The following is a 25333-nucleotide window of genomic DNA, read 5'->3' on the forward strand; positions in this document are numbered from 1 at the left end:
TACGCGGGCGCCCGGAGCCGCGGCGGCGACGTCGTCGTACGGCCCGAAGGCCGCGATCCGGTCGCCGGCCACCGCCACCGCGCCGTCTTCGACGGGGGCCGTGCCCACCGGCAGCAGCAGGGGGGCGGTGTGGATCGTCAGCACAACTGGTCCGCGCTCCGGGGCTAGTTGGAGGCCAGGAGCTTCAACTCGGGGTGGGCGGTGCCGCCTTCGATCGCCGTGGACGAGATGTGCGACATCACGCGCTGGTCGACGGGGTCGTTCGCCGGGTCGGTGTGGACGACCAAGTGCTCGTACGTGGTGGAGCGTTGGGCGGGGACACGGCCCGCGGTGCGGATCATGTCGATCATTTCCTGGAGGTTGGAGCGGTGCTTGGCACCGGCCGCCGAGACGACGTTCTCCTCCAGCATGACCGAGCCGAGGTCGTCCGCCCCGTAGTGCAGGGTCAGTTGGCCCGCGTCCTGGCCGGTGGTGAGCCAAGAGCCCTGGATGTGCGCGATGTTGTCCATGAAGATCCGGGAGATCGCGATCATCCGCAGGTACTCGAAGATCGTGGCCTGGGTGCGGCCCTTCAGGTGGTTGTTCATCGGCTGGTAGAGGTACGGGATGAAGGCCCGGAAGCCGCCCGTGCGGTCCTGGACGTCACGGATCATCCGCAGGTGCTCGATGCGTTCGGCGTTGGTCTCGCCGGTGCCCATCAGCATCGTCGAGGTGGACTCGACGCCCAGGTTGTGCGCCGTCTCCATGATCTCCAGCCAGCGCTCCCCGGACTCCTTCAGGGGCGCGATCGCCTTGCGGGGGCGCTCGGGCAGCAGCTCCGCGCCGGCGCCCGCGAAGGAGTCGAGACCGGCTGCGTGGATACGGGTGATGGCCTCCTCGACGGAGACGCCAGAGATCCGGGCCATGTGCTCGACCTCGGAGGCGCCCAGCGAGTGGATCACGAGCTGCGGGAACGCGTCCTTGATCGCCTTGAAGTGCTTCTCGTAGTACTCCACCCCGTAGTCCGGGTGGTGGCCGCCCTGGAACATGATCTGCGTCCCGCCGAGTTCGACGGTCTCCGCGCACCGGCGGAGGATGTCGTCGAGGTCGCGCGTCCAGCCCTTGTCCTTGTCCTTGGGCGGGGCGTAGAAGGCGCAGAACTTGCACGCCGTGACGCACACGTTCGTGTAGTTGATGTTCCGCTCGATGATGTACGTCGCGATGTGCTCGGTACCGGCGTACCTCTTGCGGCGTACGGCGTCGGCGGTGGCGCCCAGCGCGTGCAGCGGGGCGTCCCGGTAGAGGACGAGAGCCTCCTGCGGGGTGATCCGCCCACCGGCTGCCGCACGGTCGAGGACGGCTGTGACATCAAAGGAAGTGAGGTCGGCCTTCTCGGTCACCGGCGTCCCTTTCGTAAGGGTTGTGGACGGACCGGGCCAGCCTACGCCAGCGGTACTACGGGGCTCGCTTCAGGCCGTCCACGCCCCTGCCAGTACCCCTAGTACCGCCCCGGCGATCAGGAACGGCCCGAACGCGATCGTCGTCGCCCGGGACCTGCGGACGACGGCCAGGGCGCCCCCGTACAACGCGCCGAGCGCGAACCCGGTGAAGGCGCCGAGGAGGAGGGTGTTCCACCCGTACCACCCGAGTACGGCCCCGAGTCCGACCGCGAGCTTCGCGTCCCCGTACCCCATGCCCTCCGGGTTCAGCAGGTGGAGCACCAGGACCGCGGCTCCGAGGACGACGGCGCCGAGCAGTGCGGTCGGCCACGCGCCCGTGTGCCCCGGGACCAGCGCTGCCGCTCCCAGCAACAGGGGTGCGGTGACGCCGAGTCCGAGCGTCAGCGGGTCCGGGAGGCGTCGTACCTGTACGTCCACCGACGCCAGTACCACCCAGGCGGGCAGGAGCAGCAGCCAGACGGCGAGTTCGGGGTGGGGGCCGGTGGTCAGGGCGAGGGTGGTGGCGAGGAGGGCGGTGAGTACCGCGTAAGGGGTACGGGGGTGACCGTAGGGGACGGCGTTCCGCTTGCCGCACGGTTCGCAGCGGGCCGGGCCGAGCCAGCCCCGTAGGGGATGACCCGCAGGGCACTCCCGACGCCAGCCCTCGTCCTCGTCCTCGGGGTCGTCCTCGTCCTCGTCCTCGGGGTCGTCCTCCAGAGGTACGGAGAACCGGTACACGGCCCGGGGCAGCAGCGCACCCGTCGCGGCGCCCCACCCCGCCGCCCCGGCGGCGATCGCCCACAGCTCGGTCGTCACGGACCGATACTGCCCCACCGTCCGGCCGTGACTCCCCCGCGCTCCTCCCGGGAGAGCCCTTCGGCACCCGTGTCATGATCCCGAGATGGACCTCCTTCCGATCAGCGGGGCGACGCTGGCCACGGAGCCGACGGTGCTCGCGTCGGTGCGGACGATCAGCGCGCAGTACGGCGTGGACTACCTGGACGACCGGGCCGTGACCGCGATGTTCGACGAGCGGCGGGATGCCCTGCACTGGAGCCGGCGGGGCCCGCTGGTCCGGTTCGGCGGGCTCGCGCTGCTGGTCGGCGTGGTGTGGCCGGTCGTCGGTCCGGAGGTTCCCGCGTTCGCCGACGAGCCCGTCCTCGCCTACGGTCCCGCCGTCCCGGTCCTCACCGTCGGCATCGGCCTCCTGATCTCCGTCCACGCCCGCTGGAAGCGGGAGTTGGAGCATCCGGCCCTGATCGGCTACCGGCACGTCCTCGGGGTGGCCCGCTCACGCGGCCTGCCGGTGACGCACGTACCGGCGTGGCTGGAGGGACGCTCGGGGTACGGGGGGACGAGGCCGGCGGTTCCGGTGCCGGTGTACCGGCCGAGGGCGGGTGATACCCGTAATACCCCCGAGGTCCCCCCGGTACCGGCCTCCGTCCCCCCGCCACCTGACTCCGTCGCCGCGTACGAGGAGATCGCCGGCCGGGGTGGCCGGCACGACGAGGCCGGCTGCCTCCTCGTCGTCGCCGGGCTGATCGGTGCGGCCTACGGCTGGTGGGAGGGCGTGCCCCTCGGGTACCTCGGGCTGGTCCTCGTCCCCCTCGCCGTCCGGGTCTGGCTGGCCGGGAGCAGGCAGGGCAAGGAGAAGGAGCGGCTCCGCGAAGAGGCGCTGGCCTATGTCGAGACGGTCGCCAGGGCGCAGGCCGCGGGCGCCGTCGTTCCCGAACTCTCCCCGCGGCTGCGGAAGCTGCTGGACGAGGAGCAGTGGCTGGGGCGGCGCTGAGCCCCGTACCCCCTACGGCCGCAGCAGGTCCACCTTCACGTCCGCCGGGAACCCGGTGGTCGGCCCCACCCTGCGGGCGAACTCCGCGACGGCCGCCAACTGGGGTGCGCCGAGGCTGAAGTCGAGGGTCGTGAAGTACTGCTGGAGGATCTCCTCGTCGAACTCCTCCCAGCGGGCGGCCTGTTCGGCGACCTTGCCGACCTCGTCGAGGGAGAGGTTGCGGGAGGAAAGGAAGGCGCGGTGGACCTCGCGGGTGAGTTCGGGCTCGCGGTCGAGGTAGTCGCGGCGGGCGGCCCAGACGGCGAAGACGAAGGGGAGCCCGGTCCACTCCTTCCAGAGGGCGCCGAGGTCGTGGACCTGGAGTCCGTAGCGCGGCCCGTCGAGGAGGTTGGCCCGCAGGGCGGCGTCACCGATGAGGACGGCGGCCTCGGCCTCCTGCATCATCAGACTCAGGTCGGGGGGGCAGGTGTAGTACTCGGGGGTGACGCCGAACCGGTCGGCGAGCAGGAGCTGGGCGAGCCGGACGGAGGTGCGGGAGGTCGAGCCGAGGGCGACGCGTGCGCCGTCCAACTGGTCGAGGGGGACCTGCGAGACGATCACGCAGGACATGACGGGCCCGTCGCAGCCGACCGCGATGTCCGGGAAGGCGACCAGGTCGTCGGCGTTGCGCAGGAACTCGACGAGGGTGATCGGCCCGATGTCGAGGTCCCCCCGCACGAGCCGCTCGCTGAGCTTCTCCGGGGTGTCCTTGGTCAGCTCAAGATCGAGCAGCGTGCCCGTTCTCGCGAGCCCCCAGTAGAGGGGCAGGCAGTTGAGGAACTGGATGTGGCCGACACGCGGCCGGGTGCGAGAATTGTCCACATCGCGAGGCTAGACCCCAGTCGGGTAGGGTGCGGAGTCACCCCCCACCATCCCCCCAGGGTCTTACGGGTATCAGGAAGCTCTCCGATCCGTCCACGCCCCACCCCGGCGTCAACCCTTACTCGGCCGTTTCAAACCTCCGAGTGACGTGATCTTGACCTCTATCGCTTTCGGCTGCCTGCGTGCTAGGCTCGCCGCAAGTTGCAGTTTGGTTTCCCTTGCAGTACAGAGCCTGCGGAGCATGTGACCGCGGGCTCTCGACGTTTTCGGAAGTTTGCAGTTGTGCAGCACTGTTTTCACACTTGCAGGTTCTGGAGCAGGGCGACCCTTTGAGCCCAAGGAGGGCTTATGGCTACCGGAACCGTGAAGTGGTTCAACGCCGAAAAGGGCTTTGGTTTCATCGCCCAAGAAGGCGGCGGCCCCGACGTCTTCGTCCACTACTCCGCGATCAACGCCTCGGGTTTCCGTTCCCTGGAGGAGAACCAGCAGGTCTCCTTCGACGTGACCCAGGGCCCGAAGGGCCCGCAGGCGGAGAACGTCACCCCGGTCTGATCGTCCGGGCGACTGCCGGAACCGGCAGCGTGATCGCAGTCTGAGAGCACCACCCAAGGAGCCCCGCGCCTTCCGGCGACGGGGCTCCTGCCTTTTCCTCCGGCGCCTATTCCCGCGAGCGTCTTTCTTCCGGTCGACCGTCGCGGCGTCGAATTCATTTTCCGTTCACGTGTGCTGCATGACGAGCACGAACTTCGTTCCGGCCGCCATCGCCTCGTACGTGTGCGGCACATCTCCGCGATACGACAGGTAATCTCCCGGACCGACGTCCACGCCCTCCCCACGCGGCCCCGCTTTCACCCTTCCCTCGGTCACCACGATGTGTTCGACGGTCCCTGGAATATGCGGTTCGGATTCCCGGACGGTGCCCGGTTCCAGCCATACGTAGTAAATGTCCCGGCGTGCTCCGGGCGGGCTCGCGGACAACAGCGTCGCGAGATAACTCGACTGTTCCGAGTGCACTTTGGGGCCGTCCCCCGCGCGGATGACCTGGACCGGTGCCGTCGGCGGTTCGACCAGCGCGCTGAACGGTACGCCGAGCGCGACCGCGAGCGCCCAGATCGTCTCCATTCCCGGGTTGCCGCTGGCCGACTCCAGCTGGGACAGGGTGGATTTCGCGATGCCGGCGCGTTTGGCCAGCTCGGACAGGGACAGGCCGGTCCGGGCGCGCTCCCGCTTCAGCGAGGCCGCGAGCCATTCGAGGGGTTCACTCACGCCGGATTCCACCACTCCCACTCCGTTCGCTGCACCAGTACGACCGTTCGCCTTGACGAACGACATCCCTTGCGTTCATTTTAGAGAACATGCGTTTGCCATGTCGAACACCCCTGAGAGGGTCCGGTCTGCTCCGTGACGTGTTCCTCGTCTGTCTGGCCAGCGGGGTCGTCGGGGTCTCCTTCGGTGCGATCGCCGTGACGGGCGGCCTGCCGGTCTGGGTGCCGGTGGTTATGTCACTGGTCGTCTACGCGGGATCGGCCCAGTTCAGCGCGGTCGGTGTACTGATCGCCGGGGGCGGTCCGCTGGCCGCCGCCGCGGCCGGGCTGGTCCTCAACACCCGTACCGCCGCCTACAGTCTGGCCGTCGCCGAGGACATCGGACGGCGCCCGCTCACCCGGCTGCTCGGTGCCCACCTCGTCACGGACGAGACCGTCGCCTTCACCCTCGCGCAGTCCGGGGCGGCCCGGCGCCGGGCCGCGTTCTGGACGTCGGGGCTCGCCCTGTTCGCCGTGTGGAACACCGCCGTCCTCGTCGGCGCGCTGGCTGGACAGGCACTCGGGGACACCGACCGCTTCGGTCTCGACGCCGCGTTTCCGGCGATCCTGGCCGCGCTCGTGCTGCCCGCTCTCCGTGCGGACCCCCGGGTCCGGGGTCCGGTCGCGCTCGGTGCGGTGCTCGCCCTCGTCGCGGTCCCGCTCCTGCCGACGGGCATCCCCGTCCTCGTCGCCCTCCTGGGGCTGTTCCTGTACGACCCCGCCGCCTCCACCCCGTACGACCCTGAGGTGACCCCATGAGTCCGACCGTCACCGCCGTCCTCCTCCTGGTTCTCGGGACGTACGCCTTCCGGCTGACCGGGCCGCTTCTGCACGGCCGGGTGACGCTTTCCGCGCGGGTCCAGGGGATGCTGTCCGCCGGAGCGGTCGTCCTGCTGGTGGCGATGCTGGTCACGGGGGCGGTGACCGAGGGTGGAGGGTTCTCCGGGTGGGCTCGTCCTGTGGGGGTACTGGTCGGGGTCGGGCTGGCGTGGCGACGGGCGCCGTTCGTGGTGGTGGTGCTGGGGGCGGCGGGTACCGCTGCGGTACTACGGGGGGTGGGGATCGGGTGAGGGGACGTCGACGCGGGGCGGCCGGCGGTCACAGGCGTTGTCAGTGGCTCCCGTTAGGGTCCCCGGTCATGACTGACTTCCTCGACACCACCCGTACTTTCTACGACGCCGTCGCCGAGGACTACTCGGAGCTGTTCCGGAACGAACTCGCCGACCGGCCCTTGGAGCGGGCCGTGCTCGGGCTGTACGCCGAACTCGTCGGTGAGGGTGGGAAGGTGGCCGATCTCGGGTGCGGTCCCGGGCGGTCGGCGGGGCACCTGTCCCGGCTCGGGCTCGACATGACCGGGCTCGACCTGTCGGAGTCGATGCTGGCGGTGGCCCGCCGCGAGAACCCCGAGATCCCCTTCCACCACGGCTCGATGTTCGACCTCCCCTTCGAGGACGGCTCCTTGGACGGCGTCATGTGCTGGTACTCCTCCATCCACACACCCGCCGCCGAACTCCCCCGCCTCTTCGCCGGCTTCCATCGCGTCCTCGCACCCGGCGGTCACCTCCTCCTCGCCTTCCAGGTCGGCGACGAATCCCGCCGCCACGACCAGCCCTGGGGACACCCCGTCTCCCTCGACTTCCTGCGCCGGCGGCCGGAGTTCATGGAGGACCTCCTCAAGAAGACCGGCTTCACGATGCTGTCCCGGACGGTCCGCGAGGCCAGGAGCGACGAGAAGACTCCGCACGCGTTCTTGATCGCCCACCGCACGGACATCGCCGAGTGATCACAGCACCGAGCGCACCTCACTCCAACACTCCTCGCTGAGCAGCGACTTGAACCGGGGGAAGAGAACCAGCAGCTCCGGCCCCCACTTCTCCCGGAACGCCACGTCGTGCATCGCGAGGTCGAGTTCGTTGGCGACCGTCAACTCCACGAAGTCGCTCAGGCGTTGGCGGTCGGGGTACAGGGTCCGTCCGGTGAACCGGTCGTGGAACGGGGACCCCGGCCCGGTCAGGTGCGGATAGGTGGCCGCGCGGTCGCAGCTCGCGTAGAGGTGGACGACGGCTTCCGTCTCGGCACCGGCCAGGTCGACGAGTTCGGTGCGGCGGTCCGGCGGGAACAGGGGGTGGGGGAAGCCGTCGGTGCCGTAGAACGCGTGGGCCAGGCCCGCGAGCCGGAGGGCCTCTCGGGCGTTCCACGAGGCGAGGAGGTCGTGGACGCGGTGGAGGTGGGTGAGGAGGGTGCCGCCGGGGTGCGGGGTGGTGGCGGCCCCCAACTCGGTCAGCGCGGCGGTCAGTTCGTCCTTGCTCATCGGTGGCCCTCCTTGCCGGGACGGGTCGTGGAACGGGAGGTGAGGCTGTGGCCGACGGTAGCCCGTGGACACGCGGGCGGGAACAGGCACGGCGCGCAGCAGGGCGAAGTGCCGCACTAGAGTGCCCGGATGATCGAGGTGCCTGAAACCTTCGTCCGGACCACCGTCGACCGTGAGGGGGAGGCCGGTGAGTGTTGGCTTGCCGAACTGCCGGGGATCGTCGGTGAGTTGCTGGGGCAGTGGGGCTGTGTGCAGGACGGTGAGCTGACGCACGGCGGGGTCGGGATCGTCGTACCCGTAGTACGGGAGGACCGGTCGGCGGCGGTTGTGAAGGTCTCCTTTCCGCATCCGGGCAATGCCCATGAGCCGGATGCCTTCGCCGCCTGGGGCGGGAAGGGGGCCGTGCTGCTGTACGAGCGGGACGACGCGCGGTTCGCGATGCTGCTTGAGCGGGTCGAGGCGGCGACGTTGGGGGACGTGGAGCGCGATGAGGATGTGATCGCCTCGGTTGCCGGGGAGATCAGTCGGCGGCTTGCCGTTCCCGCGCCGGGGCAGTTGCCTCGGCTCAGTGATCGGGCGGACGAGTGGGCGGCCCAACTCGACTTGGATGCCGCCGAGTTGGCGCACGGCATGCCGGACCGGGTGCTCGACTTCGCTCACGAGACGATCCGGGACCTCGGGCGCCGTCAGCCCGGCACCCTCGTCCATGGAGATCTGCACGCCAGGAACATCCTGCGCGCCGGGCGGGAGCCGTGGCTCGCGGTGGATCCGAAGGGGTATGTGGGGGACCCGGGGTACGACGGGGCGAACTTCCTGAAGACGCGGGCGTTCTCGCTGCTGGCCGCGCCGGATCTGCTGGTCGCGGCGTCGCGGGTGGTGGACGTCTTCGGGGAGGCCGCCGGGATCGAGCGGGAGAGGCTGCGCCGCTGGGCCCAACTGCACGCCGTGCAGGCCGCGTTCTGGTCGAGGCGGCACGGGTTCCGGGTGGCGAGGGGCGGGCCGGAGCTGGACCGGCTCACCCTGTTCGCAGAGGAGTTGGCGGGACTGCTGACCGACGGAAAAGCGTTTGCGGCGGCGCGTGAGCTGCCCGAGCATCACCGACCATGACGACCACACCCGCGCGCCCGCTCGCCCTGCTCACCGGAGTCGGCCGGACCGTCGGCATCGGCGCGGGCATCGCGGCTCAACTCGCCTCGTCCGGCTGGGACATCGCGTTCACGTACTGGACGGCGTACGACGACCGCATGACCTGGGGCCGGGAGTCCGGCGCCACCGAGGCGATCACGGCCGGGCTCGTGGAACGCGGTGCGGCCGTGCACGCGGTGGCGGCGGACCTCGCCGACCCCGAGGCCCCGGCGTGGATCTTCGACGAGGTCGAGGAGCGGCTCGGCCCGGTCACCGCGTTGGTGATGTGTCACTGCGAGAGCGTCGACTCGGGCATCCTCGACACGAGCGTGGAGAGCTTCGACCGGCACTTCGCGGTGAATTCCAGGGCGAGTTGGCTGCTGATCCGGGAGTTCGGACGACGGTTCGCCGCCCCGTACGGCACGGGCCGGATCGTCGCTCTGACCAGCGACCACACCGTGCACAACCTCCCCTACGGGGCGAGCAAGGGCGCCTTGGACCGCATCACGCAGGCCGCCGCGCACGAGCTGGCGCACCTCGGGATCACCGCGAACGTCGTCAACCCCGGCCCGGTGGACAACGGTTGGATGGACGACGAGGTCCGCGCCATGGCCCTGGGCCGAACTCCCTTGAACCGGCTGGGCACTCCGCAGGACACCGCCCACCTGATCGACTTCCTCTGCTCACCTCAGGGGCAGTGGATCAACGGCCAACTCCTGATGAGCAACGGCGGGTTCGCGTCGTAGCCGCTGGGCTCAGTGCGCTGTGTACAGCCCCTCCACGACCTCGGAGAAGTCCCGCAGGATCGCCTCCCGCCGGAGTTTCATCGACGGCGTCAAGTGCCCCGCCGCCTCGGTGAAGTCGCCCGGCAGGACGACGAACCTGCGGATGGACTCCGGGCGGGAGACCAGCTTGTTGGCCTCGTCGACGGCGCGTTGCACGACGGACTCCAACTCTTCGTCCCCGAGGAGGAGTTCGATGGGGACGGGGTGCTTGCCGTTCATCCGGCGCCAGTGGGTGACGCCTTCGGGGTCGAGGGTGATGAGGGCGGAGACGTAGGGGCGGCCGTCGCCGAGGACCATGCACTGGGAGATCAGGGGGTGGGAGCGGAGCCAGTCCTCAAGTGGGGCCGGGGCGACGCTCTTTCCGCCCGCCGTGATGATCATTTCCTTCTTGCGGCCGGTGATCGTGAGGTAGCCCTCGTCGTCCAACTCCCCTATGTCGCCGGTCGCCAGCCAGCCGTCGGGCGCCGCGGGGACGACACCTCCGGCGGCGGGGTCCCAGTAGCCGCGCAGGACGTGGTCACCGGCGATGAGGATCTCGCCGTCCGCCGCGATCCGGATGCGGGTGCCTGGCATGGGCCAACCGACCGTGCCCAGACGGGGTTTGAGGGGTGGGGTGCACGTCGTCGCGCCGGTCGTCTCGGTGAGGCCGTAGCCCTCGTAGATCTCGATGCCGGCGCCGAGGTAGAAGGAGGACAGGCGGCGGCCGAGCGGGGAGCCCCCGCAGATGGCGTGCCGGACCTTGCCGCCCATGGCGCCCCGGATCCGGCGGTAGACGAGTGGGTCGTAGAAGGTGCGGGCGGTGCGCAGGGCTGCGCCTGGGCCGGGGCCGGTGCCGGTCTTCTGCGCCTCGACGGCCTCGCCGTAGCGGCGGGCGACCGAGACGGCCCGGTCGAAGGAGGTGACCCGGCCGCCCGCCTCGGCGCGCGCCCGTGCCACGTTGAAGACCTTCTCCAGCATGTAGGGGATGGCGAGCAGACAGGTCGGCTTGAACGCGGCGAGGTCCGGAAGAAGGTGTTCGGACTTGATGCTCGGCGCGTGGCCGAGGCGGACCCGGGCGCGGATGGCGGCGATGGCGACCATCCGGCCGAAGACGTGGGACATCGGCAGGAAGAGGAGGACGGAGACCTCGATGCCCTGCGCCTTGAAGACGGGGTGGAGAAGCTCGATCGCGTTGTCCACCTCGGCGAAGAAATTGCCGTGGGTGAGGGCGCAGCCCTTGGGCCTACCCGTAGTACCCGAGGTGTAGATCAGGGTGCACAGGGTGTCCGGGGTGAGCATCCCCCTGCGGATCTCCACCTCGGCGTCCGGGACGTGCACGCCGGCTTCCGCGAGCCGGTCGACGTGGCCCTTCTCCATGACCCAGATGTGCCGCAGGTCGGGCAGCCGGTCGCGCTCGGGGCCGATCGCGGCGGCCTGGCCGAGGGTCTCGGTGACGAGGGCGACGGCGCCGGAGTCCTGGAGGATCCAGCGCACCTGGAAGACGGAGGAGGTCGGGTAGACGGGGACGGTGACGAGGCCGGCCGCCCAGGCGCCGAAGTCGAGGAGCGTCCACTCGTAGGTCGTACGGGCCATGATGGCGACCCGGTCCCCGGGTACGAGGCCCTCGGCGATGAACCCCTTGGCGACGGCGTGCACCTGGGCGGCGAACTGTGCCGCCGTCACGTCGCTCCACTGCCCCTCGGCGTCCCGTCGGCTGAGGACGACCCTGTCGGGTGCCACCGCCGCGTTGTCGTACGGGAGTTCCGCGAGGGAGCCGTGGGTGACGGTCGGTGCGAACGCCGGTACGGCCGCCTCGCGGACGACTCCGTCGAGCCGCCGCACCTCGGGCTCGACGAGGGCGGGGGGAGTGCCGTCGGCGTAGTCGGCCGAAGTGGGGTACGGGGTGGACACAGGCGGCTCCCTGGGCGTGCAGCGGAGTAACTGCTTGCTGCAAGACGTACGTGCCTGGTGTGCCGAGGCGTTCAGCCTTGGAGCCTCGGGGACAGTGGTTACCAGCGGTTCGGCAAGCGATCGTACGGTGCTGTCGTGGGGGGCCTGTGAGGATCGGGAGATGGTCCGGGGGTGGGGCTGTGCAGTATCGAGGATATATGAGGAAGTGTCACATTCGCTCCAGCACGGCGGTCACCCCCTGTCCCCCGGCGGCGCAGATCGAGATCAACCCCCGCCCGGGGGCGTCCCGTTCGGCGAGCAGCTTGGCCAGCGTCGCGACGATCCGGGCGCCCGTCGCCGCGAAGGGGTGACCGGTCGCCAGGGACGAGCCGGTGACGTTGAGCCGCTCGCGGTCGACCGGCGCGAGCCCCTGCTTCTCCCAGGCGGCCAGCGTGGCCAACACCTGTGAGGCGAACGCCTCGTGGATCTCGACGAAGTCGAAGTCCCCCATGTCCAGGCCGGTTCGCTCCAGCATGCGCGGCACGGCGTACGCGGGCGCCATCAGCAGCCCGTCCTCGCCGCCCGCCACATCACCGCGCACGAAGTCCACGGCCGCCGTCTCGTACGCCGTCAGGTACGCCATCGGCTCCAGCCCCCGCATCTGTGCCCACTCTTCGGAGGCGAGGAGCACGACGGCGGCGCCGTCCGTGAGCGGCGTCGAATTGCCCGCCGTCATCGTGGGGTCGGGGCCGTCGGTGCCGAACACCGGCTTCAGGGCGGCGAGTTTCTCGACGGTCGAGTCGGGGCGCAGGTTCTGGTCCTGCTTGAGGCCCCGGAACGGGACGACGAGGTCGGTGAAGAAGCCGCTCTCGTAGGCCTCCGCGAGGCGTTGGTGGCTCGTCGCCGCCAACTCGTCCTGTTCCGCACGGGAGATGCCCCAGGCGCGGGCGGTCACCGCCGCGTGCTCACCCATCGAAAGGCCGGTGCGGGGCTCGGAGTTGCGCGGGATGTCGGGGACCAGGTGGCCGGGGCGGATCTTCGCGAGGGCCTTGAGGCGGGCGCCCGTCGATCTGGCGCGGCGGACCTCCAGCAGGATGCGGCGCAGGTCGTCGTTGACGCCGAGCGGGGCGTCGCTCGCGGTGTCGACGCCGCCCGCGACGGCGGAGTCCGTCTGCCCGAGGGCGATCTTGTTCGCGGCGGCGATGATCGCCTGGAGCCCCGTGCCGCACGCCTGCTGGATGTCGTACGCCGGGGTGCGCGGGTCCAGTTTCGAGCCGAGGAGCGTCTCGCGGGCGAGGTTGAAGTCACGGCTGTGCTTGAGGACCGCTCCGGCGACGAACTCCCCCACCACGCCCGGGACATCGAGGCCGTGGCGCAGGGCGAGGCCGTTCACCGCAGCCGTCAGCATCTCCTGGTTGGAGGCCGTCGCGTAGGGGCCGTCGGAGCGTGCGAAGGGGGTACGGGCGCCGCCGATCACCGCGACCCGGCGGGCGCGCGGGGGCTCGACCGGGGGCTTCGACTCGCCGTCGCGCACCAGCTCCAGGGGACTCATCTCGACCTGCTCCTCACCCTTGACCTAGACTTACCCAAGGTAACCTTACTCCGGAGTAAGTAATTTCGCCGGGCCCGTGAAAGAACGTGGAAGAACTGGGGAGACGTCCATGGCCGACCGCTATCTGAGCTTCACCGCCACCGCACCCGGCCGATTCCTCACCCGCCGGCTCGGCCTGCCGCAGCCCGCCGCGCTCCAGCGCTGGTCGCCCGAACACCCGTCTCTCACCGGCACCTTGGTTCACCTTACGGCCGGCACCCCGACCCTGGACCTGCCACCCGTCCTCGCCCGTACGGGACTTGCCGCCGGCTCCGGCGATCCGGCCGCCGTCGTCCTCGACGCGACCGGGGTGCGGGACGTCGAGACGCTCGCCGAGGTGCACGCCGCACTGCACCCCGTCGTCCGGTCCGTCGCCCCGAGCGGGCGAATCGTCGTACTGGGGGCGCCACTTGACCCGGACGACCACCACCAGGCAGCCGTGCAGCAGGCGTTGGAGGGGTTCACCCGGTCGCTCGGCAAGGAGATCGGGCGGGGGCGGACGGTGAACCTGGTGCGGGCGGTCGACGCCGGAACCGCCGAGTCGACGCTGCGGTTCCTGCTCTCGCCGAAGTCCGCGTACGTCAGCGGGCAGGTCGTCGAGGTGGGCCCCGGTGCGGCGTACACGGGGGACTGGGGGGCGCCCCTCACCGGCCGGACCGCCCTCGTCACCGGCGCCGCGCGGGGCATCGGCGCGGCCGTCGCCGAGACCCTGGCCAGGGACGGCGCCGACGTCGTCGTCCTCGATGTCCCGCAGGCCGAGGAGGAGGCCCGGCGGCTCGCGGAGCGGATCGGTGGGCGGGCGCTGGCGCTGGACATCACGGCGGACGACGCCGGGGAGCGGATCGCGGGCGAACTCCCGGACGGGCTCGACGTGTTGATCCACAACGCCGGGATCACCCGGGACCGGCGGCTGGTCAACATGCCTGCCGAGCGGTGGGGTTCGGTGCTGGACGTGAACCTCGCGAGTGTGCTGCGGACCACCGACACGCTGCTCGGGAAGGGGACGCTGCGGCCGGGCGGGCGGATCGTCGCGACCGCGTCCATCGCCGGACTCGCGGGGAACTCGGGGCAGACCAACTACGGTGCCAGCAAGGCCGGGATCGCCGGACTCGTCCGGGGGTTCGCGCCGCGCGCGCTCGCCGAGTACGGGGTGACCGTGAACGCCGTCGCACCCGGGTTCATCGAGACGAAGATGACCGCCGCCGTGCCGCTGTTCATCCGGGAGGCCGGGCGGCGGATGAACTCCCTTGCGCAGGGCGGGATTCCGGCCGACGTCGCCGAGACGACGGCGTGGCTCGCGCACCCCGCGTCCGGGGCGGTCAACGGGCAGGTCGTGCGGGTGTGCGGCCAGAGTCTGCTGGGGGCCTGATGGCGACGACGACCCTGGGCGCCGTGCCGTCCCTCGTCCCGCTCTTCGTCCGGGGCGCGCTCCTCTCCCCCGTCAAACGGCCGCGTCCCGACGCCGAGTTCGCGCGTGAGCGGCTCGTCGTTCCCGGGCTGCGGGTCGATCTCGCGCGGCTCTCCGCGTATGAACGGGTCTGCGGGTTCGACGCCGGGGACGGTTCGTTGCCGGTGACCTATCCGCACGTCCTCGGGTTCCCGCTCGCCATGCGGCTGATGAGCGCGCGGAGCTTTCCGCTGCCGCTGCTCGGGCTGGTCCACACGTCCATCGAGATCAGCAGGTACGAGGCGCTCGCGGCGGGTGGGGTGTACGAACTCGGCGTGCATGTCTCGGCGTTGGCGGCGCATCGGCGGGGGACCGAGGCGTCGGTCGTCACGGAGTTGCGGTGCGAGGGGGGCCTTGTGTGGGAGTCGCGGAGTACGTATCTCGCTCGGCACCGGACAACAGTGGCCCCGGAGAAGGTTACTGAGGCGCTGTCAGATCCGGTGCCGTTGACTGCGCTTGACGAGTGGCGGCTCGCCGGAGACCTCGGGCGGCGGTACGCCTCGGCTTCCGGGGATCGCAACCCGATCCATCTCCACCCCCTCACCGCCCGGCTGTTCGGGTTTCCTCGCGCCATCGCACACGGCATGTGGACAGCCGCTCGCTGCCTCGCCGCGCAGGAGACGCCGTCAGCCGTGCGGGTGCGGGCGGAGTTCCGGGCACCGGTGCTGCTGCCGTCGGTTGTGGCGTTCGCGTCGGGCGGGGGGCGGTTCGAGTTGCGGGAGAAGGGGCGGGACGGGGTGGCTGGGCGAGTGCATGTGAGTGGGCGGGTGGACGCGTTGACCGGGCGGGGGTGAGGTGGGCTGGTGCGGGTTCGGTGGGGGCTGGGGTGGGGGCGTTGTCGCTCACCCGCGCTTGCGGGGTGCCGCTGCGCCCACCCGTGCCGCCCCATGGGGGTACCTCCCAGGCCTTTGAGGCACTGGGGGAAGCACGACTGCCCGCAGCTGGGTGGCGGGAGGAGACGGCGGCTGCGGGCGAGTGCGGGTGCGGCGCGGATGGCCGTAGTTGGGGCGGGGGAAAGGACGTGGCTGCGAGTGGGGGTGAGTGGGTATGGCGGCGTAGTCGGCTTTTAGGGGCGCGGGGCTGTATCGATGTGCGGCTCCGCCGCGTGGGCGCGAACGGCCACGACGGGCCCGCAGTCGTTCGCGTGCCGAACCACCCGAGTTGGCGGGCGGGGTGTTTGCGGCTCGGGGCCGGTGCGTAGGTGGTGTGGCCGGCTTCAGTTCGGGTGGGGTGGGGGTTAGTCCGGGGGTGACCAGGTGCGGGTGCCTGTCATCAGGTTCGACAGGCCCGACCAGGCGAAGTTCATCAGGGTTGTGGCGGCTTCGCGAGCCGTGACGCCGTCTGTGGTGTTGGCCCAGACCGCGAGGGACTCGGCGGCTCCGACCAGGGCTTCGGCGAGGCCGGCGACCTCGCGTTCGGGGAGGTGGGGGTCGCGGTGGGCGGAGCGGGCGGCGGCGACTATGAGGCCGGTGACGAAGGCCACGATCTCCTCGCGCATCGCGGCGACTTCGCGGGCGAAGCGTTCGCCGTGGGTGCGGGCCTGGAGGTGGAGGACGGACCAGGCGTCCTGATGCTCGGCGGTGTGGGTGAAGAACGCCCGCAGCCCGTCCCAGAGTTGGCGGTCGGCGGGGAGCGCCGCGTCGACCGAGGAGCGGATCGCGGCGACGAGGGCGGCGGCCTCGCGGCGGATGCACGCGGTGAAGAGGTCGTCCTTCGAGTTGAGGTACAGATACACCAACGGCTTGGAGACGCCCGCGAGTTCGGCTATCTCGTCCATCGAGGCAGCCATGTAGCCCCGGCGTCCGAAGGTCCGAACTGCGGCGTCCAGCATCTGCTGCTCACGGACCGCGCGCGGCATCCGCTTGGTCTTCACGGCACCCATGGAGCCAAGGTTAGGGCCTGTCCGGGGGTTCAACTCCCCCGGAGAACGTGGCCCTTGGCCGGAATCAGGAGGTCTGCCCCTGGACGCGGGGCGCCACCTCGTCGGCCTGGACGTCTTCCTGAGCGCGGTTGGCCTCCAGGTTCGCCTTCATCCGGTCCACGCGCGCGACGACGTTCTCGGAGGCCCGGTCCCGCTCCTTGCGCAGCACCACGAAGCTGATCGGCGCGGAGAGCACCAGCGCGAGCAGCACGATCCACATGCCGTTGGAGTCACCGAGGCCGCGCGGGACGATCCCGGAGTAGACGAGCGCCCAGACGACCCCGAGGCAGCCCACGAGGATCCCGAGGCGCATCAGCGTGTAGCGGAGCATGGCAATCCACTCTTCCGGTTCGAAAAGGTCCGTCGTCCAGTCAACCACGCCGGTCGGGCGATCTTGGACGGGGGTCGGGCGGGGGTCAGGTGAGGGGCAGCAGCATGACGATGTCGTCGCGGTCGTCCCCCGGCGCTACCCGGATCGCGTCCGGCACGCGGCCGACCTCCTTGTACCCGTACGACCCGTAGAACCGCTCCAGACCGAGGCCGCCCCGGCAGGTGAGGCGGATCGCCTCGATGCCGTCGAGGGAGCGGGCGGCGGACTCGGCGGCGGCGAGCAGGCCGTGGCCGTAGCCCTTGCCCTGGTGGCTGGGGTGGACCATCACCGTGTAGAGCCACAGCCAGTGCGCCATCAGGCGATGGGTGTTGAGGCTCAGGAAGGCGGTCGCGGCGACCCTGCCCTCCTCGTCGTGCCCGACCAGCAGCCTGACCCGGCCCTCCGCCATCTCCGCGAGGTGCTTGAGCAGGGCGGGGCGGACGGCCTCCCGGTCGACGGGGGCGACGAAACCGACGGCTCCGCCCGCGTTGGAGACGTCCGTCCAGAGGTCGAGGACGCCGTCGTGGAGGGCGGGGGTGACAGCGGGGTCGAAGGTGAAGGTAAGGGCCACAGGAGGATCGTAATCCTTACCCGGTGGCCCTTGGGTGACTACTGGGTCACACCCGTACGACCCCGTCACACCCGTACGACCCCTAAGGGCTCACACCCGCATCGGCTGCGGTGACTCCCGGCGCAGGGGGTCCGGGCCGTCGTGCTCGCGGATGATCTCGTAGCGGGTGTTGCGCTCGACCGGGCGGAAGCCGGCGTCGCGGATCAGGTCGAGGAGGTCCTCGCGGGTCAGCTTGTTCGGGGTGCCGTAGTTGTCGGCGTCGTGGGTGATCTTGTACTCGACGACCGAGCCGTCCATGTCGTCCGCGCCGTGCTGGAGGGCGAGTTGGGCGGTCTGGACGCCGTGCATCACCCAGAAGACCTTGACGTGGGGGACGTTGTCGAAGAGGAGGCGGGAGACCGCGAAGGTCTTCAGGGCCTCGGCGCCGGTCGCCATCCGGGTGCGCTCCTGGAGGCGGTTGCGGACCTTGCCGTCCTTCACGTCGACGAAGTCGTGCTGGTAGCGCAGCGGGATGAAGACCTGGAACCCGCCGGTCTCGTCCTGGAGTTCACGCAGCCGCAGGACGTGGTCCACGCGGTGGCGGTGCTCCTCGATGTGGCCGTACAGCATGGTGCACGGGGTCTTGAGACCCTTCTCGTGCGCCAGGCGGTGGATGCGCGACCAGTCCTCCCAGTGGGTGCGGTGGTCCACGATGTGCTGCCGGACCTCCCAGTCGAAGATCTCGGCGCCGCCGCCGGTCAGCGACTCCAGCCCCGCGTCGATGAGTTCGTCGAGGATCTCGGATGCGGACAGGCCGGAGATCGTCTCGAAGTGGTGGATCTCCGTCGCCGTGAACGCCTTCAGGGAGACGCCGGGCAGGGCCGCCTTCAGCTCGCGCAGGGAGCGGGGGTAGTACCTCCAGGGGAGGCTGGGGTGCAGGCCGTTGACGATGTGGAGTTCGGTGAGGTTCTCCGACTCCATCTCCTTCGCCAGCCGCACGGCCTCCTCGATGCGCATCGTGTACGCGTCCTTCTCGCCCGGCTTGCGCTGGAACGAGCAGTAGGCGCACGACGCCGTGCACACGTTGGTCATGTTGAGGTGGCGGTTGACGTTGAAGTGGACGACGTCACCGTTCTTGCGTGTCCGCACCTCGTGCGCGAGGCCGCCGAGCCAGGCCAGGTCGTCCGAGCCGTACAGCGCGATGCCGTCCTCGCGGGTCAGCCGCTCGCCGGAGCGGACCTTCTCCTCCAGCTCGCGCTTGAGCCCGACGTCCATGCCTCCACCTTTCGTACGACAGCTCCCCCAAAGGTACTCCCCCGCACGTCAGGGGAACGGTGGGCCCGTGGACCCCGTAATACCCCTAGACCTCCTCGGGGAGATCCCCCACCCGGTTCTCCCACTTGGTGGACAGGACGATGGTCGTACGGGTACGGGAGACGCCCTTCGTGCCGGAGAGGCGGCGGATGATGCGCTCCAGGCCGTCGACGTCGCCCGCGCGGACCTTGAGCATGAAGGAGTCGTCGCCGGCGATGAACCAGCAGTCCTCGATCTCGCCGAAGTCCTTCATGCGGCGGGCGACGTCCTCGTGGTCGGCGGCGTCGGAGAGGGAGATGCCGATGAGGGCGGTGACACCGAGGCCGAGGGAGGCGGCGTCGACCGTCGCCCGGTAGCCGGTGATGACGCCGGCCGCCTCCAGCCGGTTGATGCGGTCGGTGACGCTGGGTCCCGACAGGCCGACGAGGCGTCCCAGCTCCGCGTAGGAGGCCCGGCCGTTCTCTCTCAGGGCCTGGATGAGCTGCCTGTCCACCGCGTCCATGCGATTAGCGCCTTCCGATGAGAGATCCGCTCGCGCGCGGAGGGATCTGCGGGGTTCCTGAAATGTGCCGGGCCGAAGGCTCCCCCAAGAACCTCCGGCGCCGGCCGGTGCCGGGTATTACGGGGACGACGCTCAGTCGGCGGGGGCGCCCCCGGCGCCGAGTTCGCCCTTCCAGCGCCGGTAGAGGCCGTGGGGCACGCCCGCCGAGTCCAGTACCCGGCCGGCGACGAAGTCGACCAGGTCCTGGATGTGCGTGGCTCCTGAGTAGAACGCGGGCGAGGCGGGGACCACGCTCGCGCCGGCGTCGTCGAGCGTGACGAGGTGACGCAGGGTCTGGCCGTTCAGCGGGGTCTCCCTGACGGCGACGACCAGGGGCCGGCGCTCCTTCAGGACGACGCTCGCCGCCCGCTGGAGGAGGTCCTTGGAGAGGCCGAGGGCGACCCCCGCGACGCAGGCCGTGGAGGCGGGCACGATGATCATCCCTCTGGAGGGGTACGACCCCGAGGACGGGCCCGCGGCGAGGTCACCGGCGGACCAGTACCGGACGCCGCTCAGCTCCACCTCGTAGCTCCCGGGTTTGCCGTCCGCCCCTCGCGAGAGCCACTCCCCCAGGTCCTCGCGCCAGTGCGCGTCCCGGAACGAGATCCCCGTCTCGTCCAGCAGGGTGAGCCGCGAGGCCCGGCTGACGACGAGGTCGACACTCTCGCCCGCCGCGAGCAACGCCCGCAGGACAGCGCCGGCGTACGGCGTCCCCGACGCCCCCGACACCCCCACGATCCAAGGCACGCGCTGCGATTCTCCTGCGTTCACACCCCGAGCGTACCGGCGGGCATGGAGAGGCTCAGGACCGGCCGGGGGCCTCGGGGTCGACGGGAAGGCGGCTGGTATCGACCGTGAGTGGGCCGATCTTCGTCTCCACAGTGACCTTGCCCCCGTAAGGGTGTGTGTCTCGTCCCTGATAACCGTCCGGTCCGGGGTTCCAGAGAGTCACCAAGTGACCTGTGCGAGGGTCGAAGATCAGGTAGTTCGGGATACCACGTGCCGCGTACTGCTTGTCCTTGATCTCGTAGTCGTTGCGGACGCTGCCTGGGGAGACGATCTCGATGGCCACTTCGATCAGGTCAGGCGAGTACGAGGTGAGGTTGCGATTCTTCTCGGTCAGCGGGATGACCGCGAGGTCGGGACAGAACTCGAAGTCCTGGCTGAACGGGATCGCCACATCGCTGATGAAGCCCCATTCCGGGCTGACCTGAGGCAGAAGCTCGGCCCACAGCAACATGATCGTCTCGTTGTGGAACGGCCTGAGCGGACTCATCACGATATTGCCCTCAACGATCTCCATCCGGTATCCGCGGAACATGTCCTCGAACCGGGCGAGCTGCGAGTGCAGCCGGTCGCTCTCCGAGATGGTCACGTCGGCCTCCCTGTCTCTGCACTCGATGGTAGGCCGCACCCTACTCAGACCGTCAGCCCCCGCACCACCAGATCCAGCAGCGCGCACACGAACAGCGCGATGCCGATGAACCCGTTGACCGAGAAGAAGGCGCGGCTCAGGCGGGTGAGGTCGTGGGGGCGGACGATGCGGTGTTCGTAGACGAAGGCGGCGGCGACGACGAGAAGGCCGAGCCAGAAGAACGCGCCGGCGTCGGTGGCGAGGGCGTACCAGACGAGGAGCGCGGTGGTCACGGCGTGGCAGGCGCGGGCGGACCAGATGGCGGCGGGGACGCCGAAGCGGGCGGGGACGGAGAGGACGCCGGTCTCGCGGTCCGTCTCGATGTCCTGGCAGGCGTAGATCAGGTCGAACCCGCCGATCCAGATGCCGACGGCGAGACCGAGGATCACCGCGTCCCAGGACCACTCGCCGGTGACCGCGAGCCAGCCGCCGACCGGCCCCATCGCCTGGGCGAGACCGAGGATGGCCTGCGGGTAGTTCGTGAACCTTTTGCCGTACGGGTATACCACCATCGGGATGACGGCGACGGGCGCCAGCGCCAGGCAGAGCGGGTTCAGCAGCGCCGCCGAGCCCAGGAAGATCACCAGCGCGATCAGGGCCCCCGTCCACGCGTGCCGCACCGACATCGCGCCCGTGACCAGCTCGCGCTGCGCGGTGCGCGGGTTACGGGCGTCGATCTCGCGGTCGATGATCCGGTTGACGGCCATCGCGAACGTCCGCAGGCCGACCATGCAGATCGTGACGAGGAGGAGCCGGCCCCAGTGCATGTGCCGGTCGAGCTGGAACATCGCGGTGAGGGCGGCGATGTACGCGAAGGGCAGCGCGAAGATCGAGTGCTCGATCATCACGAGGCGCAGGAACGCTCTCGTGCGACCCGGCTGGGGCACAGCGGCGGCGGAGGCGCTCACAGCCCGTACCCCGCATCCCTCTCAGGAGCCACCGCCCCGTAGTACTCCGCTCTCACAGCCCGTACTCCTTCCAGCGCCGGTCCACCGTCGCCGCCGTCTCCGGGTCCGACAGGACCATCTCCGGCCAGCCGCCGTCCCGTGTGTACCCCTCCTCGGGCCACTTCTTCGTCGCGTCGATCCCGGCCTTGCCGCCCCAGAACTGCTGGTAGGAGGCGTGGTCGAGGTGGTCGACGGGGCCTTCGACGATGCTGAGGTCACGGGCGTAGTCCGTGTTGCCGAGGGCCCGCCAGGCGACTTCGTGCAGGTCATGGACGTCGCAGTCGGAGTCGACGACGACGATCAGCTTCGTCAGGGACATCATGTGGGCGCCCCAGATCGCGTGCATCACCTTCTGCGCGTGCTTGGGGTACTTCTTGTCGATGGAGACGATCGCGCAGTTGTGGAAGCCGCCCGCCTCGGGCAGGTGGTAGTCCACGATGTCCGGCACGATGATCTTCAGCAGGGGGAGGAAGAACCGCTCCGTAGCCCTTCCGAGGGGTCCGTCCTCGGTAGGGGGTCGGCCGACGACGATGGACTGGAGCAGCGGCCGCTTGCGCATCGTCACGCAGTCGATCGTCAGCGCGGGGAACGGCTCCTGCGGGGTGTAGAACCCGGTGTGGTCCCCGAAGGGCCCCTCGGGGAGCATCTCGCCCGGTTCGAGCCAGCCCTCAAGTACCACCTCGGCGTTCGCGGGGACCTGGAGGGGGACGGTCTTGCAGTCGACCATCTCGATCCGCTTGCCCGCGAGGAACCCCGCGAAGAGGTACTCGTCGATGTCCCCCGGCAGGGGGGCGGTGGAGGCGTACGTCACGGCGGGCGGACAGCCGAAGGCGATGGCGACCGGCAGCTTCTCACCCTTGCGGGCCGCCACCTGGTAGTGGTTGCGGCTGTCCTTGTGGATCTGCCAGTGCATGCCGATGGTGCGCTTGTCGTGGCGCTGGAGGCGGTAGAGACCGAGGTTGCGGACGCCGCTCTCGGGATCCTTCGTGTGGGTCAGCCCCAGGTTGAAGAAGGAGCCGCCGTCCTGCGGCCAGGTGAAGAGCGCGGGGAGCTGGTCGAGGTCGACGTCGTCACCCTGGAGTACCACCTCCTGGACCGGCGCCTCCTTGACCTTCTTCGGCGGTACGTGGGTCATCGCGCCGAGCTTGCCGAAGGCTTCCCGTACCCCGATGAAGCCCTGGGGCAGCTCAGGGCGGAGCAGGCCACCGATCTTCCCGGAGATCTCCCCGTACGACTTGAGGCCGAGGGCCTTGAGGAGGCGGCGGTCGGTGCCGAAGACGTTCATGGCCAGCGGCATCGCCGAGCCCTTGACGTTCTCGAAGAGGAGCGCGGGGCCGCCGGCCTTCTGGACGCGGTCGACGATCTCCCCGACCTCCAGATAGGGGTCGACCTCGGCTTTCACGCGCTTGAGGTCGCCCTCGCGTTCCAGGGCCCTGAGCAGGGAGCGAAGATCGTCGTAAGCCATGCGTCCCAGTATCGCCGAGGCGCCCGGCGGAGCCGCGCAGGGCCCCGTCGTACCCGTCCCCGTAATACCTATGGGTGTCCCAGCCCCCTGCGCCGGATTTTCCGCAGCCGTTACCCTGGCCCCGTCACCGGGGCCACCGGGTCCCGACGCCGTTTCCTGGGGGAACCCGCCCGATGCTCAGACTGCTGTTGTTCCTGGTTCCGCTGGCTCTGATGATCTTCGCGTTCATCGACTGCCTGAACACGCCCGAGGACGAGGTGCGGCATCTGCCGAAGGTCGCCTGGGTCTTCATCATCCTGCTGTTCCCGCTGGCGGGCTCGATCGCCTGGCTCGTGACGGGCAAGGTGCGCACACCTCCGACCGGCGGCCGCACCCCCTCCGAGTGGCACCGCAACCACCGCCAGACGTGGGTGGCGCCCGACGACGACCCCGAGTTCCTGAACTCCCTCAAGGAGGAGAACAAGAAGGACGAGGCGCTCCTCAAAGAGTGGGAGGCCGATCTGCGGCGCCGGGAACAGGAGTTGAGGAGCAAGGAGGGCAAGGAGAGCAGCGAGAAGGGTGAGGAGCCGAAGAAGGACGGCGACTGAACCCACGTATTCGCCGCGGCCGTTGTCAGTGCCCGGTGGCAGGCTCCACGGCATGGCAGACACGACTGTTCCGGACCCGAAGGCCGACCTGCTGCGCTACTTGCAGGAGGCCCGCGACTCCCTGCTGTGGAAGCTCGAAGGCCTCTCCGAGTACGACGTACGCCGCCCCCTCACCCCGACCGGCACGAACCTGCTGGGCCTCGTCAAGCACTGCGCGGGCATCGAACTCGGCTATTTCGGCGACGTGTTCGGGCGCCCCTACTTCACCGAGGACCCGCCGCCCTGGTGGTACACCCTCGACCCCGAGCAGAACGCGGACATGTGGGCGACGCCGGACGAGTCCCGCGCGGACGTCGTCGGCCTGTACCGCGCGGCCTGGGCCCACACCGGCGAGACGGTCGCCGCCCTCCCCCTCGACTCGACCGGCCTCGTCCCCTGGTGGCCGCAGGAGCGCCGGGCGACCACCCTGCACCACCTCCTGGCCCGGGTCAGCGCCGACACGAACCGGCACGCGGGCCACGCCGACATCGTCCGCGAACTCCTCGACGGCTCGGCAGGATACGCGCCGGACAAGTCCAACCTTGCCGACGGGGAGGCGAGTTGGTGGGAGGGATACCGGGACCGCCTGGAGCGGGCGGCACGGGAGGCGGACGGGCGCTGAGGGCGGCGGGGAGCACTCCCCTCACCCACCCCCGACCCCCCACCCCCTAGGCTGATGTCCCTGCAACACCCAAGGGACACAAGGATCTTCGGGAAGGGCGACCGTCCATGCCGCCGAGCAGCGAGGAATCCAGGGCCGCCGGCTCCATCGGCGGGTACACGCTCGTCGACCGGCTCGGCAGCGGCGGCATGGGGGTCGTGCACCTGGCGCACTCGGCGTCGGGGCGGCAGGTCGCGGTGAAGGTCGTGCACGCGCAGTACGCGACGGACGACGAGTTCCGGGCCCGTTTCCGGCAGGAAGTCGCGGCGGCGCGGCGGGTCAGCGGGGCGTTCACGGCGCCGGTGGTGGACGCGGACCCGGAGGCCGAGGTGCCGTGGATGGCGACCCTGTACGTGCCGGGGCGCACGCTCTCCGAGGTGGTCGCCGAACAAGGGCCGCTCAGTGGGCGGGAGTTGAGGGTCCTGGCGCTCGGGCTGACGGAGGCGCTCAGGGACATCCACCGCGCCGGGGTCGTGCACCGGGACCTGAAGCCGAGCAACGTCCTGATGGCCGAGGACGGTCCGCGCGTCATCGACTTCGGCATCTCCCGCGCCGCCGACAACCAGACGCTCACCATCACCGGCCGCCTGATGGGCACCCCGCCCTTCATGTCCCCGGAGCAGTTCACCTCGCCCCGGGACGTGACCGCCGCCTCGGACGTCTTCTCGCTGGCCTCGCTGCTGGTGTACGCGGCGACGGGGACGCGTCCGTTCGACGGCGAGAGCCCGTACTTGACGGTGTATCAAGTCATGCACGAGGAGCCGTCGTTGGACGGCGTGGCGGACCCGCTGCGGAGCATCGTCGAGCGCTGTCTGGCGAAGGACCCGGCGGACCGCCCTCAACTCCCCGAGTTGCAGAAGCTGTTCAAGGCCCTCCCGGACACCTCGCCCGCCGTCCCCGCCCCGCTGCCCGGCGACCCGACCGACCCGCGGGGCATCCCGTACGACGCCGTCACGCACGTGGTCGGGACGGAACCGGCGAGGCAGGGCCGCCGCCTGTGGCCCGCGCTCCCGAAACGGCGCCG

The 25333-nt window shown here is 70.2% G+C and carries 29 protein-coding genes; 12 read left to right on the forward strand and 17 right to left on the reverse strand.

Translation table 11 applies throughout. From position 1 onward, the window contains the following. The 3 genes from ACVNF4_RS13890 to ACVNF4_RS13900 form a co-directional block, all read right to left on the reverse strand. Positions 1–144: imidazolonepropionase-like domain-containing protein (locus ACVNF4_RS13890; protein ID WP_461803112.1), on the reverse strand; the 144-nt coding region annotated here is incomplete at its 3' end. A 20-nt stretch (positions 145–164) separates the two neighbouring features. Then, complete coding sequence (mqnC, locus tag ACVNF4_RS13895; RefSeq protein WP_461803087.1) at positions 165–1379, reverse strand: cyclic dehypoxanthinyl futalosine synthase; 1215 nt, start codon at positions 1377–1379, stop codon at positions 165–167. 69 nt (positions 1380–1448) lie between these two features. Then, positions 1449–2234: a prepilin peptidase gene (locus ACVNF4_RS13900; RefSeq protein WP_461803088.1), complete on the reverse strand. Its 786-nt coding sequence runs from the start codon at positions 2232–2234 to the stop codon at positions 1449–1451. Between the two features lie 85 nt (positions 2235–2319). Between ACVNF4_RS13900 and ACVNF4_RS13905 the strand changes: the two genes are divergently transcribed. Beyond that, the gene (locus tag ACVNF4_RS13905) at positions 2320–3207 is read left to right on the forward strand and encodes a hypothetical protein (RefSeq protein ID WP_461803089.1); all 888 of its coding nucleotides are present in this window, start codon (positions 2320–2322) and stop codon (positions 3205–3207) included. A gap of 12 nt (positions 3208–3219) precedes the next feature. On the opposite strand, the gene ACVNF4_RS13910 is transcribed toward ACVNF4_RS13905, so the two are convergent. Continuing rightward, positions 3220–4068 (reverse strand): menaquinone biosynthetic enzyme MqnA/MqnD family protein, encoded by an 849-nt coding sequence (locus ACVNF4_RS13910; RefSeq protein WP_461803090.1) that lies wholly within the window; start codon positions 4066–4068, stop codon positions 3220–3222. Positions 4069–4416: 348 nt separating this feature from the next. On the opposite strand from ACVNF4_RS13910, the gene ACVNF4_RS13915 reads away from it, so the two are divergent. Then, positions 4417–4620: a cold-shock protein gene (locus ACVNF4_RS13915; RefSeq protein WP_003992177.1), complete on the forward strand. Its 204-nt coding sequence runs from the start codon at positions 4417–4419 to the stop codon at positions 4618–4620. Positions 4621–4785: 165 nt separating this feature from the next. Here the strand turns inward: ACVNF4_RS13915 and ACVNF4_RS13920 are convergent, their stop codons facing one another. Continuing rightward, entirely contained in the window at positions 4786–5334 is a 549-nt protein-coding gene (locus ACVNF4_RS13920; RefSeq protein WP_461803113.1) for a helix-turn-helix domain-containing protein, read from the reverse strand. 89 nt (positions 5335–5423) lie between these two features. Between ACVNF4_RS13920 and ACVNF4_RS13925 the strand changes: the two genes are divergently transcribed. The 3 genes from ACVNF4_RS13925 to ACVNF4_RS13935 all read left to right on the forward strand — a co-directional run bounded on the left by ACVNF4_RS13925 (position 5424) and on the right by ACVNF4_RS13935 (position 7155). Next, positions 5424–6131 carry an AzlC family ABC transporter permease gene (locus ACVNF4_RS13925; RefSeq protein WP_461803091.1) on the forward strand — a complete coding sequence of 236 codons (708 nt, stop codon included), beginning with the start codon at positions 5424–5426 and terminating at the stop codon, positions 6129–6131. Further along, on the forward strand, positions 6128–6442 hold the full coding sequence (locus ACVNF4_RS13930) for an AzlD domain-containing protein (protein WP_461803092.1): 315 nt from the start codon (positions 6128–6130) through the stop codon (positions 6440–6442). Before ACVNF4_RS13925 ends, ACVNF4_RS13930 begins: the two co-directional genes overlap by 4 nt. Positions 6443–6510: 68 nt before the next feature. Beyond that, positions 6511–7155, forward strand: coding sequence for a class I SAM-dependent DNA methyltransferase (locus ACVNF4_RS13935; RefSeq protein WP_461803093.1), 645 nt, complete (start codon positions 6511–6513; stop codon positions 7153–7155). Here ACVNF4_RS13935 and ACVNF4_RS13940 read toward each other — a convergent pair whose 3' ends face one another. Then, complete coding sequence (locus ACVNF4_RS13940) at positions 7156–7683, reverse strand: DUF6817 domain-containing protein (protein ID WP_461803094.1); 528 nt, start codon at positions 7681–7683, stop codon at positions 7156–7158. A 129-nt stretch (positions 7684–7812) separates the two neighbouring features. Here ACVNF4_RS13940 and ACVNF4_RS13945 point away from each other — a divergent pair, with 129 nt between their 5' ends. After that, on the forward strand, positions 7813–8790 hold the full coding sequence (locus ACVNF4_RS13945; protein WP_461803095.1) for an aminoglycoside phosphotransferase family protein: 978 nt from the start codon (positions 7813–7815) through the stop codon (positions 8788–8790). Then, positions 8787–9554 carry an SDR family oxidoreductase gene (locus tag ACVNF4_RS13950; protein WP_461803096.1) on the forward strand — a complete coding sequence of 256 codons (768 nt, stop codon included), beginning with the start codon at positions 8787–8789 and terminating at the stop codon, positions 9552–9554. The genes ACVNF4_RS13945 and ACVNF4_RS13950 overlap by 4 nt, the downstream gene beginning before the upstream one ends. 9 nt (positions 9555–9563) lie before the next feature. Here ACVNF4_RS13950 and ACVNF4_RS13955 read toward each other — a convergent pair whose 3' ends face one another. Next, positions 9564–11483 carry an AMP-dependent synthetase/ligase gene (locus ACVNF4_RS13955; RefSeq protein WP_461803097.1) on the reverse strand — a complete coding sequence of 640 codons (1920 nt, stop codon included), beginning with the start codon at positions 11481–11483 and terminating at the stop codon, positions 9564–9566. A 208-nt stretch (positions 11484–11691) separates the two neighbouring features. Next, positions 11692–13014: an acetyl-CoA C-acetyltransferase gene (locus ACVNF4_RS13960; RefSeq protein ID WP_461803098.1), complete on the reverse strand. Its 1323-nt coding sequence runs from the start codon at positions 13012–13014 to the stop codon at positions 11692–11694. Between the two features lie 109 nt (positions 13015–13123). Between ACVNF4_RS13960 and ACVNF4_RS13965 the strand changes: the two genes are divergently transcribed. Beyond that, positions 13124–14422, forward strand: coding sequence for a 3-oxoacyl-ACP reductase (locus ACVNF4_RS13965; RefSeq protein ID WP_461803099.1), 1299 nt, complete (start codon positions 13124–13126; stop codon positions 14420–14422). After that, positions 14422–15294, forward strand: a complete 873-nt coding sequence (locus ACVNF4_RS13970) for a MaoC family dehydratase (RefSeq protein WP_461803100.1) — start codon at positions 14422–14424, stop codon at positions 15292–15294. Before ACVNF4_RS13965 ends, ACVNF4_RS13970 begins: the two co-directional genes overlap by 1 nt. Positions 15295–15737: 443 nt before the next feature. On the opposite strand, the gene ACVNF4_RS13975 is transcribed toward ACVNF4_RS13970, so the two are convergent. The 9 genes from ACVNF4_RS13975 to ACVNF4_RS14015 all read right to left on the reverse strand — a co-directional run bounded on the left by ACVNF4_RS13975 (position 15738) and on the right by ACVNF4_RS14015 (position 23022). Continuing rightward, positions 15738–16382, reverse strand: a complete 645-nt coding sequence (locus ACVNF4_RS13975; protein ID WP_461803101.1) for a TetR/AcrR family transcriptional regulator — start codon at positions 16380–16382, stop codon at positions 15738–15740. Between the two features lie 64 nt (positions 16383–16446). Further along, complete coding sequence (locus ACVNF4_RS13980) at positions 16447–16752, reverse strand: DUF4229 domain-containing protein (protein ID WP_461803102.1); 306 nt, start codon at positions 16750–16752, stop codon at positions 16447–16449. Between the two features lie 85 nt (positions 16753–16837). Continuing rightward, on the reverse strand, positions 16838–17362 hold the full coding sequence (locus ACVNF4_RS13985; protein WP_461803103.1) for a GNAT family N-acetyltransferase: 525 nt from the start codon (positions 17360–17362) through the stop codon (positions 16838–16840). 90 nt (positions 17363–17452) lie between these two features. Then, positions 17453–18616: an aminofutalosine synthase MqnE gene (gene mqnE / locus ACVNF4_RS13990; protein WP_461803104.1), complete on the reverse strand. Its 1164-nt coding sequence runs from the start codon at positions 18614–18616 to the stop codon at positions 17453–17455. 85 nt (positions 18617–18701) lie between these two features. Then, the gene (locus tag ACVNF4_RS13995) at positions 18702–19157 is read right to left on the reverse strand and encodes an Lrp/AsnC family transcriptional regulator (protein ID WP_461803105.1); all 456 of its coding nucleotides are present in this window, start codon (positions 19155–19157) and stop codon (positions 18702–18704) included. A gap of 132 nt (positions 19158–19289) precedes the next feature. Next, entirely contained in the window at positions 19290–19943 is a 654-nt protein-coding gene (locus tag ACVNF4_RS14000) for a UbiX family flavin prenyltransferase (protein WP_461803114.1), read from the reverse strand. Between the two features lie 55 nt (positions 19944–19998). Beyond that, the gene (locus ACVNF4_RS14005) at positions 19999–20571 is read right to left on the reverse strand and encodes a Uma2 family endonuclease (RefSeq protein WP_461803106.1); all 573 of its coding nucleotides are present in this window, start codon (positions 20569–20571) and stop codon (positions 19999–20001) included. Positions 20572–20615: 44 nt separating this feature from the next. Further along, positions 20616–21518 (reverse strand): menaquinone biosynthesis prenyltransferase MqnP, encoded by a 903-nt coding sequence (gene mqnP / locus ACVNF4_RS14010; protein ID WP_461803107.1) that lies wholly within the window; start codon positions 21516–21518, stop codon positions 20616–20618. 52 nt (positions 21519–21570) lie between these two features. Next, a complete protein-coding gene (locus tag ACVNF4_RS14015) occupies positions 21571–23022 on the reverse strand; it encodes a menaquinone biosynthesis decarboxylase (RefSeq protein WP_461803108.1) in 1452 nt (483 codons plus the stop codon). Positions 23023–23195: 173 nt separating this feature from the next. On the opposite strand from ACVNF4_RS14015, the gene ACVNF4_RS14020 reads away from it, so the two are divergent. The 3 genes from ACVNF4_RS14020 to ACVNF4_RS14030 form a co-directional block, all read left to right on the forward strand. Beyond that, positions 23196–23609, forward strand: coding sequence for a PLD nuclease N-terminal domain-containing protein (locus ACVNF4_RS14020; RefSeq protein WP_461803109.1), 414 nt, complete (start codon positions 23196–23198; stop codon positions 23607–23609). Between the two features lie 52 nt (positions 23610–23661). Then, positions 23662–24270 carry a DinB family protein gene (locus ACVNF4_RS14025; protein ID WP_461803110.1) on the forward strand — a complete coding sequence of 203 codons (609 nt, stop codon included), beginning with the start codon at positions 23662–23664 and terminating at the stop codon, positions 24268–24270. Positions 24271–24377: 107 nt separating this feature from the next. Further along, on the forward strand, positions 24378–25333 hold a 956-nt coding region (locus ACVNF4_RS14030), incomplete at its 3' end, for a serine/threonine-protein kinase (protein ID WP_461803111.1).

The organism is Streptomyces sp. S6, assembly GCF_054880855.1.

What these genes read in the sequence shown, in the direction of transcription:
- ACVNF4_RS13925 (WP_461803091.1), top strand. Translation starts at nt 5,424, where the DNA reads ATGCGTTTGCCATGTCGAACACCCCTGAGAGGGTCCGGTCTGCTCCGT.
- ACVNF4_RS13975 (WP_461803101.1), bottom strand. Translation starts at nt 16,382, where the DNA reads ATGGGTGCCGTGAAGACCAAGCGGATGCCGCGCGCGGTCCGTGAGCAG.
- ACVNF4_RS14015 (WP_461803108.1), bottom strand. Translation starts at nt 23,022, where the DNA reads ATGGCTTACGACGATCTTCGCTCCCTGCTCAGGGCCCTGGAACGCGAG.
- ACVNF4_RS13950 (WP_461803096.1), top strand. Translation starts at nt 8,787, where the DNA reads ATGACGACCACACCCGCGCGCCCGCTCGCCCTGCTCACCGGAGTCGGC.
- ACVNF4_RS13970 (WP_461803100.1), top strand. Translation starts at nt 14,422, where the DNA reads ATGGCGACGACGACCCTGGGCGCCGTGCCGTCCCTCGTCCCGCTCTTC.
- ACVNF4_RS13905 (WP_461803089.1), top strand. Translation starts at nt 2,320, where the DNA reads ATGGACCTCCTTCCGATCAGCGGGGCGACGCTGGCCACGGAGCCGACG.
- ACVNF4_RS14020 (WP_461803109.1), top strand. Translation starts at nt 23,196, where the DNA reads ATGCTCAGACTGCTGTTGTTCCTGGTTCCGCTGGCTCTGATGATCTTC.
- mqnE (WP_461803104.1), bottom strand. Translation starts at nt 18,616, where the DNA reads ATGGACGTCGGGCTCAAGCGCGAGCTGGAGGAGAAGGTCCGCTCCGGC.
- ACVNF4_RS13940 (WP_461803094.1), bottom strand. Translation starts at nt 7,683, where the DNA reads ATGAGCAAGGACGAACTGACCGCCGCGCTGACCGAGTTGGGGGCCGCC.
- ACVNF4_RS13965 (WP_461803099.1), top strand. Translation starts at nt 13,124, where the DNA reads ATGGCCGACCGCTATCTGAGCTTCACCGCCACCGCACCCGGCCGATTC.
- ACVNF4_RS13995 (WP_461803105.1), bottom strand. Translation starts at nt 19,157, where the DNA reads ATGGACGCGGTGGACAGGCAGCTCATCCAGGCCCTGAGAGAGAACGGC.
- ACVNF4_RS13935 (WP_461803093.1), top strand. Translation starts at nt 6,511, where the DNA reads ATGACTGACTTCCTCGACACCACCCGTACTTTCTACGACGCCGTCGCC.
- ACVNF4_RS13960 (WP_461803098.1), bottom strand. Translation starts at nt 13,014, where the DNA reads ATGAGTCCCCTGGAGCTGGTGCGCGACGGCGAGTCGAAGCCCCCGGTC.
- ACVNF4_RS13915 (WP_003992177.1), top strand. Translation starts at nt 4,417, where the DNA reads ATGGCTACCGGAACCGTGAAGTGGTTCAACGCCGAAAAGGGCTTTGGT.
- ACVNF4_RS13980 (WP_461803102.1), bottom strand. Translation starts at nt 16,752, where the DNA reads ATGCTCCGCTACACGCTGATGCGCCTCGGGATCCTCGTGGGCTGCCTC.
- ACVNF4_RS14025 (WP_461803110.1), top strand. Translation starts at nt 23,662, where the DNA reads ATGGCAGACACGACTGTTCCGGACCCGAAGGCCGACCTGCTGCGCTAC.
- ACVNF4_RS13930 (WP_461803092.1), top strand. Translation starts at nt 6,128, where the DNA reads ATGAGTCCGACCGTCACCGCCGTCCTCCTCCTGGTTCTCGGGACGTAC.
- ACVNF4_RS13945 (WP_461803095.1), top strand. Translation starts at nt 7,813, where the DNA reads ATGATCGAGGTGCCTGAAACCTTCGTCCGGACCACCGTCGACCGTGAG.